The organism is Methylobacterium komagatae, assembly GCF_042661665.1.
Classification (GTDB): Bacteria; Pseudomonadota; Alphaproteobacteria; order Rhizobiales; family Beijerinckiaceae; genus Methylobacterium; species Methylobacterium komagatae.
This window is the reverse complement of sequence record NZ_JBHSWN010000001.1, coordinates 4,186,429-4,200,076: the sequence shown is the minus strand read 5'-3', so window position 1 is coordinate 4,200,076 and position 13,648 is coordinate 4,186,429. Positions and strand designations below refer to the sequence as shown.

14 protein-coding genes are annotated in these 13,648 nt (G+C 69.6%); 1 reads left to right on the top strand and 13 read right to left on the bottom strand.

Features of this window, described 5'->3' with window-relative positions; all coding sequences use genetic code 11:
* Positions 1–293: 293 nt before the first annotated feature.
* The 13 genes from ACFQE0_RS20920 to ACFQE0_RS20860 all read right to left on the bottom strand — a co-directional run bounded on the left by ACFQE0_RS20920 (position 294) and on the right by ACFQE0_RS20860 (position 12,825).
* Positions 294–833 carry a cytochrome b gene (locus ACFQE0_RS20920; RefSeq protein ID WP_378973061.1) on the bottom strand — a complete coding sequence of 180 codons (540 nt, stop codon included), beginning with the start codon at positions 831–833 and terminating at the stop codon, positions 294–296.
* Positions 830–1,441 carry a class I SAM-dependent DNA methyltransferase gene (locus ACFQE0_RS20915; protein WP_378973059.1) on the bottom strand — a complete coding sequence of 204 codons (612 nt, stop codon included), beginning with the start codon at positions 1,439–1,441 and terminating at the stop codon, positions 830–832. Before ACFQE0_RS20915 ends, ACFQE0_RS20920 begins: the two co-directional genes overlap by 4 nt.
* On the bottom strand, positions 1,438–2,586 hold the full coding sequence (locus ACFQE0_RS20910; protein WP_378973057.1) for an acyl-CoA dehydrogenase family protein: 1,149 nt from the start codon (positions 2,584–2,586) through the stop codon (positions 1,438–1,440). Before ACFQE0_RS20910 ends, ACFQE0_RS20915 begins: the two co-directional genes overlap by 4 nt.
* 97 nt (positions 2,587–2,683) lie before the next feature.
* Positions 2,684–3,625, bottom strand: a complete 942-nt coding sequence (locus ACFQE0_RS20905; RefSeq protein ID WP_378973055.1) for a hydroxyacid dehydrogenase — start codon at positions 3,623–3,625, stop codon at positions 2,684–2,686.
* A 123-nt stretch (positions 3,626–3,748) separates the two neighbouring features.
* On the bottom strand, positions 3,749–4,255 hold the full coding sequence (locus tag ACFQE0_RS20900) for an SRPBCC family protein (protein WP_378973052.1): 507 nt from the start codon (positions 4,253–4,255) through the stop codon (positions 3,749–3,751).
* Between the two features lie 23 nt (positions 4,256–4,278).
* The gene (locus tag ACFQE0_RS20895) at positions 4,279–5,013 is read right to left on the bottom strand and encodes an ABC transporter ATP-binding protein (RefSeq protein ID WP_378973050.1); all 735 of its coding nucleotides are present in this window, start codon (positions 5,011–5,013) and stop codon (positions 4,279–4,281) included.
* The gene (locus ACFQE0_RS20890) at positions 5,010–5,801 is read right to left on the bottom strand and encodes an ABC transporter ATP-binding protein (RefSeq protein WP_378973047.1); all 792 of its coding nucleotides are present in this window, start codon (positions 5,799–5,801) and stop codon (positions 5,010–5,012) included. The genes ACFQE0_RS20895 and ACFQE0_RS20890 overlap by 4 nt, the downstream gene beginning before the upstream one ends.
* Complete coding sequence (locus tag ACFQE0_RS20885) at positions 5,795–6,826, bottom strand: branched-chain amino acid ABC transporter permease (protein WP_378973045.1); 1,032 nt, start codon at positions 6,824–6,826, stop codon at positions 5,795–5,797. Before ACFQE0_RS20885 ends, ACFQE0_RS20890 begins: the two co-directional genes overlap by 7 nt.
* The gene (locus ACFQE0_RS20880; protein ID WP_378973043.1) at positions 6,823–7,722 is read right to left on the bottom strand and encodes a branched-chain amino acid ABC transporter permease; all 900 of its coding nucleotides are present in this window, start codon (positions 7,720–7,722) and stop codon (positions 6,823–6,825) included. The genes ACFQE0_RS20885 and ACFQE0_RS20880 overlap by 4 nt, the downstream gene beginning before the upstream one ends.
* A 37-nt stretch (positions 7,723–7,759) precedes the next feature.
* A complete protein-coding gene (locus ACFQE0_RS20875) occupies positions 7,760–8,995 on the bottom strand; it encodes an ABC transporter substrate-binding protein (protein ID WP_378973041.1) in 1,236 nt (411 codons plus the stop codon).
* Positions 8,996–9,069: 74 nt separating this feature from the next.
* Positions 9,070–11,454, bottom strand: a complete 2,385-nt coding sequence (locus tag ACFQE0_RS20870) for a xanthine dehydrogenase family protein molybdopterin-binding subunit (RefSeq protein WP_378973039.1) — start codon at positions 11,452–11,454, stop codon at positions 9,070–9,072.
* Positions 11,451–11,966, bottom strand: a complete 516-nt coding sequence (locus ACFQE0_RS20865; protein WP_378973037.1) for a (2Fe-2S)-binding protein — start codon at positions 11,964–11,966, stop codon at positions 11,451–11,453. The genes ACFQE0_RS20870 and ACFQE0_RS20865 overlap by 4 nt, the downstream gene beginning before the upstream one ends.
* Positions 11,956–12,825, bottom strand: coding sequence for an FAD binding domain-containing protein (locus ACFQE0_RS20860; protein WP_378973034.1), 870 nt, complete (start codon positions 12,823–12,825; stop codon positions 11,956–11,958). Before ACFQE0_RS20860 ends, ACFQE0_RS20865 begins: the two co-directional genes overlap by 11 nt.
* A gap of 97 nt (positions 12,826–12,922) precedes the next feature.
* On the opposite strand from ACFQE0_RS20860, the gene ACFQE0_RS20855 reads away from it, so the two are divergent.
* On the top strand, positions 12,923–13,612 hold the full coding sequence (locus ACFQE0_RS20855; RefSeq protein ID WP_378973032.1) for a TetR/AcrR family transcriptional regulator: 690 nt from the start codon (positions 12,923–12,925) through the stop codon (positions 13,610–13,612).
* Positions 13,613–13,648 lie beyond the last annotated feature (36 nt).

The window sequence follows — 13,648 nt, the reverse complement described above, 5'->3', positions numbered from 1 at the left end:
CCACTGAAGATATAGTCAGGATCGGATTTGATCTGCGATGATGTTCCCCTGACGAAACCCCTGACGACATCCCCGTTTCTCATGACGAAGACGAGATGTCTTCTTGTATCTAAAACGCAAGTACAAATCACATTTGCTGCGTAAGCTGCACGTGCCGTGTCAGATGTCGCGGTCTGCAACATGGGCGCTCCAGCCTAGTATTAAAGTACTAAGTACCAGACTGCTTGGTGGATAGGCCTACGTCAATTTATTTTTCAGTCCATGCCTCAGCTACGAGGCAGCCATGCTCGGGCTCAGGTCATGCGGGAGAGGGTGCGGTCCTTCCACACCCTCTGATGCACCAGCACCATGGCCGCGTGTCCGAGGACGACGGCCAGGAGGGTGAAGCCCAGCCAGGCATGGAGGAGATCGGCCGGGGCCATCATCCATGCGATCTTGGTGTCCCGCTCCGGCATGAGGGGAATTCCATAGGGGGCGAACGGCTTGCCCGAGCCATATTGGCGGAGCAAGGCGAGGCTCGGGATGATGATCATCAAGCCGTAGATCACGCCGTGCCCGATCGAGGCCGCCCGGCCGAGGCGGCCGGGATGGGGTGGGCGGCTCTTGAGATTGGCGAGGCCCCAGAGTCCCCGCAGCAGCACCAGCCCGAAGAGCGTGAAGCCGAGGTCGAAATGGCTTCCACCGACGAGGCGGGTCACGGCGGTATCGCCGATCCCGACATAGAGCAGCGCTCCGGCGAATTGCCACGCGAAGAGCGCGGCCATCAGCCAATGGAAGCCACGGCTGATGCGGCCGTAGCGTTCAGGCGTGTCGAGCCAGCGGACCGTGCTCATGGTTGGCCTCCGGGCGCCGTGGCGGCTCGGTCCGCCAGCACGTCGAGGCGGTACGTCTCCGTCGCGAGATGGCGGAGGGGGGACAGGAAGGCCGACGAAGCCGCGATGAACGCATGCGTCGCCTCGTCACCGCTCAGGGGATAATGGGTCTCGCCCGTCCAGTGGACCAGGACGACGACGCCTCCCGGCCAGAGGGAGTGCCGGACCCGCTCGGCCAACCGCTCCACGTCGCCGGGATCGAGGAAATAGATCATCTCGGACAAGAGGATCAGGTCGAACGACCCGGCGGGCCATTCCACGGGAACCTGCGTCCGCTCGAACCGGACATGGCCGAGGTCGCGGCATGTCTCGCGGGCACGGGCGAGGGCGCGCTCCACCACATCGACCCCGACCACCGCATCGCAGCGCGCGGCCAGAGCGCGGGTCAACACGCCGATGGAGCACCCGACTTCCAAGGCCGAGGCGTAACGCGGATGCGGCAGCGCGGCGAGGGTCGCCTCGTATTTCGCGTGCTCGTAGGCGCTGGTCTCGAAATGCCAGGGATCGGGATCGTCGGCGTAGTGCCCGTCGAAGTAGCTCGGCGGGATGGAGGATGTGAAACGGCTCATGGACCGCCCCCATGCCAGAGGTCGCCGGCCATCCCGCCCGCCGCCAGGATCTCCTCCGCCGCGCCGACCAGAGCGCCGTCGGGAGCAGGCTGGCGCAGATAGGTGGCGAGGTCGCGGGACAACCGCTCCAGCGGATGGCCGCGCAGGAAGCCCTGGAGGCCGACCGAGCGCTGGGCCAGTTGCAACACGTCGAGCCCGGCCCGCTCGACCGCGAGACGCACGAGGTTGATGCAGGCGATCAGCCGCCCGGACGGCAACGTCCCCTGTGTGACCGTGGCCGCACCGCGCGCGATCCAGTTCCGCGCGCCCTCGACCGCCAGAGCCCCCTCCCCCAACCGGGCGAGCTGGTGCGGGTCGCCTCCTCGTCCATGTCGCGTCAGGTGCTCGCGCCACGCATCGAACACCGCCTCGATGCCGCCGAGCTGCACGGCGGCAAAGCGCCATGCGCCGCCGGAGAAGACCGGTTGGCGATGGTAATCGCCCGGTTCCCCGAGGATGGCATCGTCCGTGACCGGCAGGTCCGTGAAGTCGACGGTTCCGGTGGCCGAGGCGCGCATCCCATGCGCGCGCCAATCCGACAGGTCGGCCCGGGTCCCGGCCCGCAGGGGAACGACCAGCATCACCGGCCCGTCCGCGTTCGCGCGATGGGCGGTGACGAGAGCCCGGGTCACGTGGCCGGCTCCCGAGGCGAAGGTCTTGGCGCCACGCAGATGCAGGCCGTCCGGCCCGCCCTCCAGGACGAGGCCGCCCCCTGCCCTCTCGGTGTTCCAGACGCCGAAGAGATGGCCGGAGCGCGCATCCTCGAACAGGCGCTCACGCTGTCCGGCATCGCCGTAGAGGGCGACGAGATGGAGCGCGTTGACATGGCCCTCGTAGAGGCGACCCAGCGCGAGGCTCCCATACCCGACGAGGCGCAGCACCTCGGCGAGCTTCGCCCCGCCCGGCTCCTCGCCGAGCCCCGCACCGCCCTCGCGGACGGGGATGGGGGCGGCCAGGAGACCGAGACGGGCGAGGTCGGCGACGTCCGAGGCCGGGAAGCCGTCGTCACGGTCCTGGGCGTCGGCGTTGATCCGCGCCGAGACGGCCACCTCCCGCGCGGCGGCGAGGGCGTCGTAGGCCAGATTCACCGGTGTTATTTGGTCCATGCGTCCCCCCCCAGCCCGCTTCACCGGCGCAAAACCAGACAGCACCGCTCGCGAGCCCTCCACGCCAACCTTTGTTAGAACGCGAAGTTCGGTCGGCTCAGGGCCCGATGAGGTGGCGACGCACGGCTTTGGCCGTGACCGCCGAGACGCGGACATTCGACTCCTGCGTCACGCCCGCGATATGCGGCGTGAGGATCAGGTTCGGCACGCCCGCGAAGGCCGCGCCGGTCTGCGCATCCAGGGGCTCGCGGTCGAACACGTCGAGGGCCGCGCCGCCGAGATGGCCCGCCTTCAGGGCCGCGGCCACGGCCGCTTCGTCCACCACCCCGCCGCGAGCGGCGTTGATGAGTACGGCGCCCTTCGGCATCCGGGCGATGGCGGCCCCATCGATCAGCCCCCGCGTCCCCTCGGTGAGGGGCACGTGCAGGGAGAGTACGTCGCTCTGCGCGATCAGCGTCGCAAGGTCGCGGCGGATCACGGGGCCGGAGGGCGGGGTCCAGGCGGGATCGCCTGGCGCGAGGAACGGATCGTGAGCCGAAACCTCCATGCCGAGGGCGGAGGCCCGCCGAGCGGTCTCGCGGGCGATCGCGCCGAAGCCGACGAGGCCGAGGCGCTTGCCGCCGATCTCGCGGCCCATCAGCGCGTTGCGCGGCCAAGCGCCCTCGACCACTTGACCGGTCGCGCCGTAGGCGCCGCGCAGGAGCAGCATCGCGCTGGCGATCACGTATTCGGCCACGGCCCCGTCATTGGCGCCCGTCGCCGGATAGACGGCGATGCCCCGCTGGTTGCAGGCGTCGACGTCGATATTGTCGAGGCCGACGCCGAGGCGGCCGACCACCTTCAGATCCGCCGCGCTGTCGAGCAGGGCGCCGCGCACCTGGGTCCTGTTGCGCACGATGAGGGCGTCGGCGCCCCGGAGCGCCTCCGCAAGATCGCCGGGCCGGTCGACGAGGCCCGGATCGTACAGGGTCTCGAACCCTGCGAGTTCCGTCGCGATCGCGGCCTCGTCCATGAACTCGCTGACGACGACCTTGGGCATGAGCTGTCCTTCCAGGAGACGGTTCGTCGCTCACCATAGCGCGACGAGCCCTCGAGAAGGCGCAAACGATCGTCGCCGGAAGGCGCAATTCAGGCCATGGCCGTCTCGGGTGCGGACGGCTCGCTAGAGCATCGCTTTCGTGGCATTTTCCGATGCGGAACCGGTATCCGCTTCGGCGGATACGACTCCGGCGGCCCCGAACTCGGCGGCGAACTTGCCGAAGAACTCGTCCGCGAGCTTGCGCGAGGTCGACTGCATCAGGCGCCCGCCGAGGGTGGCGATCTTGCCGCCGATCTCGGCCTTGGCCGTGTAGGTCAGGACCGTCTCGGCCCCCTCCCCCGCGAGACTCACCGCCGCGCGGCCCTTGGCGAATCCCGCCATGCCGCCATTGCCCTGTCCGGTGAGGGTGTAGCCCTCGGGCGGGCGCACATCCTCCAGGCGGACCGTGCCCGCGAAGGTCGCCGAGACCGGCCCGATCTTGAGGGAGACCTTGGCCTTCATCTCCTCCGGCGAGACCTGTTCCAGCTCCTTGCAGCCGGGGATGCAGCGGGCGAGCACGGCGGGATCGTTCAGCGCCGCCCAGACGGCCTCCCGCGCGGCGGGGATGCGGTACTCGCCGGCGATGTCCATTCGGATCTCCTTCTCACGGGCGCTCAGACCGCGCAGTAGCGGGCCTGGATCTCGGGATCGTTCCGCAGCGCGGCTGCGGGGGCGTGGTAGACGACCGCGCCGCCATCCACGATGTAGACGCGGTCGGAGATGGCGAGGGCGAGTTCCACGTTCTGCTCGACCAGCAGGATCGTGGTCCCGGCCCGCTTCATCGCCACGAACTGCTCGAACATCTCCTCGACGAGGATCGGCATGATCCCCTCGGAGGGCTCGTCGAGGAGCACCATCACCGGTTCGGCCATGAGCGCGCGGGCGATGGCGAGCATCTGCTGCTCGCCCCCCGACATGGTGATGGCGTCCTGCTTCAGGCGCTGCTTCAGACGGGGGAAGGTCTCGGCGATGACCTCGATCCGCCGCGCCTCGTCGCGGCGGGAGACCCGCTCGCCCTTCGCCGCCAGGATGCCGAGGCGCAGGTTCTCCTCCACCGTCAGCCCCGGCACGATGCGGCGCTCCTCCGGCACGTAGGCGAGGCCCCGGTGAAAGCGCTCGTGAGGCGGCCGGTCGAGGATGTCGGCGCCCGCGAAGGTCACGCGACCCTCGCGCTTCGGCACGAGGCCCATGATCGCCTTGAGCGTCGTCGTCTTGCCCGCACCGTTGCGGCCGACCAGCGTGACGATCTCGCCGGGGCGGACCTCGAGGGAAATCCCCTGCAGGATGTGGGAGTGGCCGTACCACGCCCGCAGGTTCTCGACCGACAGCAGCGGCGCGGCGGCACTCATGCGCTTTTGCCCAGGTAGACGCGGCGGACCTCGGCATGGGCGCGGATGTCGTCGGGGGTGCCCTCCGCCAGCAGCTGGCCCTGGTGCAGGACGACAAGGCGGCGGCACAGGCCCATGACCAGCTTCATCTTGTGCTCGACGAGGATGAGGGTCCGCGTTGCGGCGAGCCGCTGGACGAGATCCATCATCTCGCGGGTCTCCTCAGGGCTCATTCCGGCGGTCGGCTCGTCGAGGAGGAGGAGCGAGGGCTCGGCGGCGAGGGCCACCGCGATCTCCAGGGCGCGCTGCTCGCCATGGGCGAGTTCGCGGGCCAACCGGTCCATCCGGGAGGCGAGGCCAACCTCGCCAAGCAGCGCCTCGGCGCGCTCGATCAGTTCCGGATAGGCCGAGCGGTGGCGGAAGAAGGCGAAGCGGACGCGCCGCGCCTGGGCCGCCACCCGGACGTTCTCGCGCACGGTGAGGTGCGGGAAGACGTTGGTGATCTGGAACGACTTGGCGATGCCCATCCGGGCGAAGTGGTGCGGGGCCGCGCCGGTGATGTCACGCCCCCGGAACAGGACCCGCCCTTCGCTCGGCGGGAAGGCGCCGGAGATCAGGTTGAAGAAGGTCGACTTGCCCGCCCCGTTCGGCCCGATGATCGCGGTGATGCCGCCCTCGGGGAAGGCGACGCTGACATCGGACAGGGCGCGGAAATGACCGAACCGCTTGCCGAGCCCCTCGGTGGCGAGGATCGGCGGCGCAGCGGCGACGGCGGCGGGGGATGCCGCAAGAGGAGCCGCGCTCACCATCCGGCCCTCCTCAGGCGCGCCAGCACCTCGCCCCAGATGCCGAGCGGCAGGAACAGGACGAAGGCGATGAAGATCGCGCCGACGAAGAGCTGCCAGTGGCTCGTCAGCGTCGCGAGCCCGTCCTGCAGCAGGGAGAAGGTCGCCGCGCCGACGAAGGGCCCGAAGAAGGTCCCCATGCCGCCGAGCAGCGCCATCATCACCGCCTGGCCGGAGGTTGAGTAATGCATGGTCTCAATCGGCACGATCGAGAGATGGATCGCCTGCAGCGCCCCCGCGAGACCGCAGAGCGCCCCGGAGATCACGAAGGCCACGAGCTTGGTGCGCTGCACGTCGTAGCCGCAGGCCTGCGCCCGCCCCTCGTTCTCGCGGATCGCTTCGAGAGCCGCGCCGAAGGGCGAGGACAAGAGCCGCGAGAACAGCCAGACCGCCACGCCGACGACGGCGAGCACGGCATAGTACTTCACCACGGGATCGATGAGATCGAGCCGCAGGCCCGGCAGCAGGGTGAGGCTCGGCACGTTGATGCCGCGCAGGCCGTTCTCGCCCCCGGTGAAGGATTCCGCACGGTAGAAGGCGTAATAGACGCACATCGACAGGGCGAGCGTCGTCATCGCGAAGTAGATGCCGCGGGTGCGGATCGCCAGCACGCCCATCGCCGCTGCGATGAGGGTGGCGAGCAGCGTGCCCGCCACGAGGGCGAGGCCCGGATGCAGCCCGTAATGGACGATGGCGATGCCACTGCCATAGGCGCCGCCGCCGAGGAAGGCGGCATGGCCGAAGGACAGGAGCCCGGTATAGCCGAAGAGCAGGTTGAACCCGAGCGCGTAGAGACCGAACACGAGGATGTTCACGGCGAGCGCCTGATAGGGCGCGATCCACGGGAACACGAGCAGGAAGGCCAGCGTCAGGGCAACCCGGTGGCGGCTGGCGAGCGCCAGCCACCGTCCAGTCCGGCCCGAACCCGGCCTCGCGGCGGGGATGGGGGTACCCTTGTCCACGGCCTGTCCGGAGAGGGGCGCGCTCATCCGAGGGCTCCCGCCCGGCCGAGGAGGCCCCTCGGACGCACCAGCAGCACCAGGGCCATCAGCGCGAAGATCGCCATCTTGGTCATGTCGGGGGCCACCAGCGAGGTCATGGCGACGACGATGCCGACGAGGAGCCCGGCCAGCACCGCCCCGGCGAGAGAGCCCATGCCGCCGACGACTGTCACCACGAAGGCCTCGGCCAGCACCGGGATGCCCATTTCCGGCGTCACACCCTGGAGGGGCGCGGCGAGGATGCCCGCGAGCCCGGCCAGCGCGCATCCGAGGCCGAACACCGCGAGCCAGATCTTCGACATCTGGATGCCGAGCACCTGCACGATCTGCGGATCCCGGGCGCCCGCCCGGATCACGAGGCCGAAGGGCGTGCGCTCGATGAACAGCCACAGGGCGCCGACCACCACGAGGGAGAAGGCGATGAGGAACAGGCGGTAGAGCGGGAAGTAGCCGATGCCGATATCGACGGCCCCGCGCAGTTCCGGCGGCGCCCCGAAGGGCAGGCCAGTGAGGCCGAAGGCGATACGCACGGCCTCAATCATGACGTAGGACAGGCCGAAGGTGAGGAGCAGCGGATCGTCGATCCCGCGCCCGTAGAGCGGCCGGACGAGAACCCGCTCGACGGCGAGCCCGAGGCCCCCCATCGCCAGGGGCGCCGCGACGAGGCTCAGCCAGAAGTTCCCCGTATAGCCATAGAGGAACACGCCGACATAGGCGCCCGCCATGAAGAACGCCCCATGGGCGAAGTTCACGACGTTCATCAGCCCGAAGATCAGCGACAGGCCGATGCCCACGAGCACATAGATCGCTCCCAGCGCGACGCCGGTGACGAGCTGGAGCGCGAGGAGATCGAGGGGAAAGCCTCCGATCGTGAGGTCGCTCACCGACTGGCCCTCCCCATCGTCCGTGCGAGGCTGTTTCTCACGCCTTGTGACCGAGTTCGTCGCAGCCGCGCAGGAACCGCTCGTCCGGGCCTTCCGTGCCGAGGATGGTGAAGACGTCGTCGGGGGTCTTCATGTCCTTCGACTTCGCCTCGACGATCAGCACCGACTGCACCGACTGGTGGTCGCACTTCCGGAAGCTCTGCGGCCCCTTGTAGAAATCGGCCTTCAGGTTCTCCATCGCGGCCACGACCTTGTCGGTCTCGGTGGAGCCTGCGGCCTTCACGCCCTCCAGCACCGAGCGGACGCCCGCATAGCCGAGCGCGCCGTAATCCGAGGGGACGGCGCCGTTATAGGCGGCGCGGAACCGGTCGTTGAACGCCTTGGCGGTCGGCACGCTGTCTTCCAGGCGCCAGTAATACGAGGTGCCGCCGATCACCCCGTCGAAGGCGTCGCCGCCCGCCTTGCGCGCAGTGAACAGGAGGACCGGCGCCACGAGCTTGGTGTTGCGCTTCAGGCCAAACTCGGTCGCCTGCTGGATCGAGACCACCTGATCGCGGCCGAAATTGCACAAGCAGAGCACGTCGGGCTTCAGCGCGGCGATGCGCGGCAGGAAGGCCGAGTAATCGGAGGCGCCGATCGGGTGGCGGATGTCGGCCACGACCTCGATGCCCGAGGCTTCGCCCGCGCGCTTGAAGCCGCGCACCATCTCGTGGCCGTAGGCGTAGTCGGCGCTGAGGAAGGCGACGCGCTTGCCCGATTTCGGGAAGACGTAGCGACCCACCGCCCCCGCCGTCATGTGCGGGTTCAGGGCCTCGTGGAAGGTGGTGCGCCCGAAATCCTTCGCCTCGTTGATGGCGTCGGACTGGCTGATCGAGTTGTAGATGACGCCGCGCTCGCGGGCGACGTTATTGATCGAGAGCGTCACCGCCGCGGAGAGGCCGCCGACGAGAAAGTTGACCTTGTCCTTCTCGATCAGTTCCAGCGTCCGGGTCGCGGCCTCGCCGGGGTTGAGCTTGTCGTCGCGCACCAGAAGCTCGGCGTTGCGGCCCTGGAAGCCGCCACCCTCGTTGAACTCCTTGATCGCGAGCTGGCCTGCGCGGACCTGATCGTTCGCTTCGGCCCCGAAGGCGCCGGTGAGCGGCACGGGAAAACCGATCCGGATCGGGCCGCCCTGCGCGGCCGCCGAGCGCAGGAAGGCCGGGGCGGCGAGCGCCAGCGCGGATGCGGCGGCGCTGCCCTGAAGCAGCCGACGCCTGTCGAAGCCCGTTCCCATCCCCTCATCCCTCCGTTGTCTTGGCGTTTCCTCGCCGGGACCGGTCTCTCTTTCGGACCGGTTCCCGGAATGGGTCAGATCAGCCCCAGGGCCTCCAGCACCACGTCCGGCGTCACCGGCTGGCGGGAGACCCGGGCGTTCAGCGGCGAGAGCGCATCGTTGATGGCGTTGACCACCGCCGCCGGGGCACCGGCCGTGCCCGCCTCGCCCGCGCCCTTGGCGCCGATCTCCGAGGAAGCCGTCGCCGAGACGACGTGGGCGACCTCGATGTCGGGCATCTCGCCCGCCATGGGCACGAGGTAGTCGGCCATCGACCCGTTCAGGAGCTGGCCCTCCGTGTCGTAGAGGCAATGCTCGAACAGCGCCCCGCCGATCCCCTGGACGATGCCGCCCCGGATCTGCTCGTCCACGAGAAGGGGATTGAGCACGGTGCCGCAATCCTCGACGCACCAGTGCTTGAGGAGCTTCACGAAGCCCGTCTCCGTATCGACCTCGACATAGGAAGCCTGGACCCCGTTGGTGAAGGCGAAGGGATAGTCCTTCGGCACGTAGTGGCGGGTCGCGACGAATTCCGGCTGAATCCCCGGCGGCAGCGTGTCGGGGCGGAAATAGACGATGCGCCCGAGTTCGGAGAGCGCCATGCGCTCGGTCCCCGTGGCGGAATCCACCACCGCGCCGCCGCGGATGTCGAGGCTGTCCGGCTCGGCCTGGAGGATCGCGCCCGCCACCGCGACGACATTGGCGCGCAACGCCTTGCCCGCCTGCCATGCGGCCTCGCCGCCGATGCCCGCACCCCGCGAGGCCCAGGTGCCGCCGCCATAGGGCGTCGCCTGCGTGTCGCCGGAGATGACCCGGACCTTGTCCATCGGCACACCCGTGGCGGTCGCCACGATCTGCGCGATGATGCCCTCCGTGCCCTGGCCCTGCTCGGTGACGCTCACCGAGGCGACGACGCCACCCTGCGGATCGAGGCGGATCGTGCAGCCGTCCTGGGAGGAGATGCGCGCGCCGCCGACCCCGTAGAAGGCGGCCGAGGGGTTGGTGATCTCGATGAAGGCCGCGAGGCCGATGCCGCGATGGATGCCTTGCTCGCGCAAGGTGGCCTGCTCGGCCCGCAGGCCGTCATAGTCCATCATGGCCTTGAGCTTGGCCAAAGCCGCCTGATGCGAAAGCTTCTCCAGCTTGATCCCGGAGACGCCCGCGCAGGGGTAGGCATCGTCCGGGATGACGTTCCGCTCCCGGACCGCCAGCGGATCGAGGCCGAGCCTCTGCGCGCCGAGATCGACGAGCCCTTCCGCGACCATGGTAGCGATCGGATGGCCCACCGCCCGGTACTGGCAGGTCGGCGCCTTGTTCTGGAGCACGACACGGGCGCGGGCGCGGTAATGCCGGTGGCGATAGGGACCGCCCGTCAGGTTCACGACCTGGTTGGCCTCCACCGCGCTGGTGCGTGGATAGACCGAGTAGGGGCCGATCCCCGTCAGGTCGTCCATGTCGAGGGCGAGGATGTCGCCCTCCTGCGAGAAGGCCATCCGCGCCGTGACCCGGTGGTCGCGGGCGTGGATGTCGCTCTGGAAGCTCTCCAGCCGATCGGCCACGAACTTCACGGGGCGCTTCAGCATCAGCGCCAGCGCGCAGGTCGCCATCTCGTCCGGATAGATGTGGACCTTGATGCCGAAGGAGCCGCCGACATCCTTGCAGATCACCCGCACCGCCCCCTCGGGGAGCGAGAGGTGCTTGCACAGGATGTCCTGCATCATGTGCGGCGCCTGGAAGGAATGGTGGACGGTGAGCATCCCGTCCGCCGCCGCCCAGTCCGCCATGATCGCGCGGGGCTCCAGGCAGACGCCGGTATGGCGGCCGAACTGATAGGTCTCCTCGACCACGACGGCTGCGTCGCGGAAGGCCGCATCGACCTCGCCCACCTCGAGGTTGCGCTCGAAGGCGAGGTTGTCGCCGAGTTCCGCATGGATGGCCGGCGTCCCGGGATCGAGGGCCGTCTCCATGTCGACCACGGCGGGCAGCGGCTCGAACTCGACGAGGATGGCGGCGAGCGCGTCCTCGGCCTCGGCCCGGCTCCGGGCGACGACGGCGCAGAACGGCTCCCCGACCCAGGTCACGCGGTCGATCGCGAGCGCATGCTGGGGCGCGGAGCGCAGGCCCTTGAAATGGCCGAGCACGCCGACCCAGGGCGTGCAGACCTCGGCGAGTTCGGCACCGGTTACCACCGCGATCACGCCGGGCATGGCCTTGGCCTCGCCGGTCTCGACCGATAGGAGGCGGGCATGGGCGTGGGGGCTGCGCAGGAACGCGACGTGGCCGAGGCGGGAGGCCGCCACGTCGTCCACGTAGACGCCCCTGCCCTCCAGCAGGCGCCGCGCGTTCGGGCGGGGGACGGAGCGGCCGATATAGCTGTTCGGCCGGTCGAGGAAGGTGAGGCCGGTGGGCTCGCCGCTCATTCCGCGGCCTCCCGGCGGGCGCCGCGCCTCGCCTCGGCGGTCGTCGCGATGGCGTCGACAATGGCATGGTAGCCGGTGCAGCGGCAGTAATTGCCCGAGATCGCCGCGCGGATCTCATCCCGCGAGGACGAGGCCTCCTCGTCGGCCAGCAACTCGGCGGCCGTCACCAGCATGCCCGGCGTGCAATATCCGCACTGGAGGGCGTTGCGGGTGTGGAAGGCGTCCTGAAGATCCTTGATCCGCCCGCTCTCGGTCAGCCCCTCGACGGTCTCGACGGTGGCGCCATCGGCCTGGACGCCGAGGATCAGGCACGAGCGCACCGCCCTCCCGTCCACGAGGATGGTGCAGGCGCCGCAGACGCCGTGCTCGCAGCCGAGATGCACCCCCGTCAGGCCGAAGGAGCCGCGCAGGAGATCGCCGAGATGCATCCTGGCGGGCACGCGGGCGCGCACCGATTCCCCGTTCAGGGTGAAGGAGACCGCGTGCTCGCGGTCGGGGCTCTCAGACGCCATGGTGGCTCTCCTCCGAGACGGATCCGCCCCGCATCCGGCCCGCGACGCGGCCGAGGATGACGCGGGCGAGGTGGAGCCGGGTCGCGGCCTTCGTGGACGGGTCGTCCGGCGGGTCGAGTTCGTCGGCGAGCGCCGCCTGCGCGCCCGCCACGTCGCCCGCCTCCAGGGCGGCGGCGGCCTTCACCGCCAGGACCGGCCGGTCGGAGACGCTGAAGAAGGCGAGGCGGATCTCCGTGAGGGTGGAGCCGGTTCGCTTCGCCGTGGCGGCGAGGCCGACCAGGGCGTAATCGCCATGACGGCGGGACAATTCCTCGAAGCCCCAGACGGACTCTGGGCCGGGCAGCGGGAATTCGATCGCAGTGACGATCTCGCCGGGCTCCAGAGCCGTCGTGTAGAGGCCGAGGAAGAAGTCCGCCGCCGCGATGCGCCGCTCGGCCGTCAAGCCCTGCACGACGATGGTCGCCCCGGCGGCGAGGCAGCAGGCCGGCCATTCGGAGGCGGGGTCGGCCAGGGCCACCGAGCCGCCGATCGTACCCCGGTTGCGGATCGCGGGATGGGCGATGTGAGGCAAGGCGGCGGCGAGCAGCGGCAGGCGCTCGCGGACGAGGGCGGTCCCGACATCCCGGTGGCGGGTCATCGCACCGATCCGCACCGCGCCGTCGGCTTCCGTGACGCCGGCGAGGCCGGGAATCGCGTTCAGATCGACCAGAAGGCCGGGGGCGGAAAGCCGCATGTTCAACGCCGTGACGAGGCTCTGCCCGCCCGCGAGGGGAACGGCATCCTCGCCATGCTCGGCGAGCAGAGCCAGCGCCGCATCGAGCGAAGCCGGGCGCGCGTAGGCGAAGTCTGGCGCTTTCACGCGCGGCTCCTCCTCCCTATGGGCTTGCCCATGACCGCCCCGTGGGACAGGTTGGACGCCCTTATTGATCGTTCGCTCAATAGAAGGCCAAAGCGAGATGCCGTCAAGCAGCCCCGCGCGAGAGACGGAGGCGATCCCGACCGGTCGGAGGCTTTCGGCCGAGACTCGTGAGCGCCAGATCGTCGAGGGTGCGATCGCCTTCTTCGCCGAGGCGGGGCTCGACGGGCATACCCGCGAGTTGGCGCGGCGCCTCGGCATCACGCAGCCGCTGCTGTTCCGCTACTTCCCGACCAAGGCCGCTCTGATCGAGCGCATCTACGAGGAGGTCTACCTCAAGCGCTGGGATAGCGGCTGGGAAGCGACGGTACGCGACGCCGCCCTCCCCTGCCTCGAACGGTTCCGGCGCTTCGAGATCGATTACCAGCGCCGGATCGACGACTACGCATGGCTGCGGATCTTCGTCTCTGCGGGCCTGAAGGGGTTCGATCTGCCGAACCGCTATCTCGGTATGGTCCGCGAGCGCATCTTCGCGCCGCTGCTCGAAGGCATGCGCGCCGAATCGCACCTGCCGAGCGCGCAGGAACAGCCGCTCTCGGCGGACGAGTTCGAACTGCTCTTCGGCATCCACGGGGCCCTGGTCTATGTCGGCCTGCGCTCGCTGGTCTACGGCATCGAGGGCGCCACGGATCGCGACGCCGTGCGCGCGGCGATGCTCGACGCGGCCCTGCCCGGCCTCCTCGCGACGCATCGCCGGGTGGTGACGGGCGCCCGCGCCGCGCGGGATTAGGCCAAGGCAAGCGGCGCTTGCCCGTCGCACCGTTCG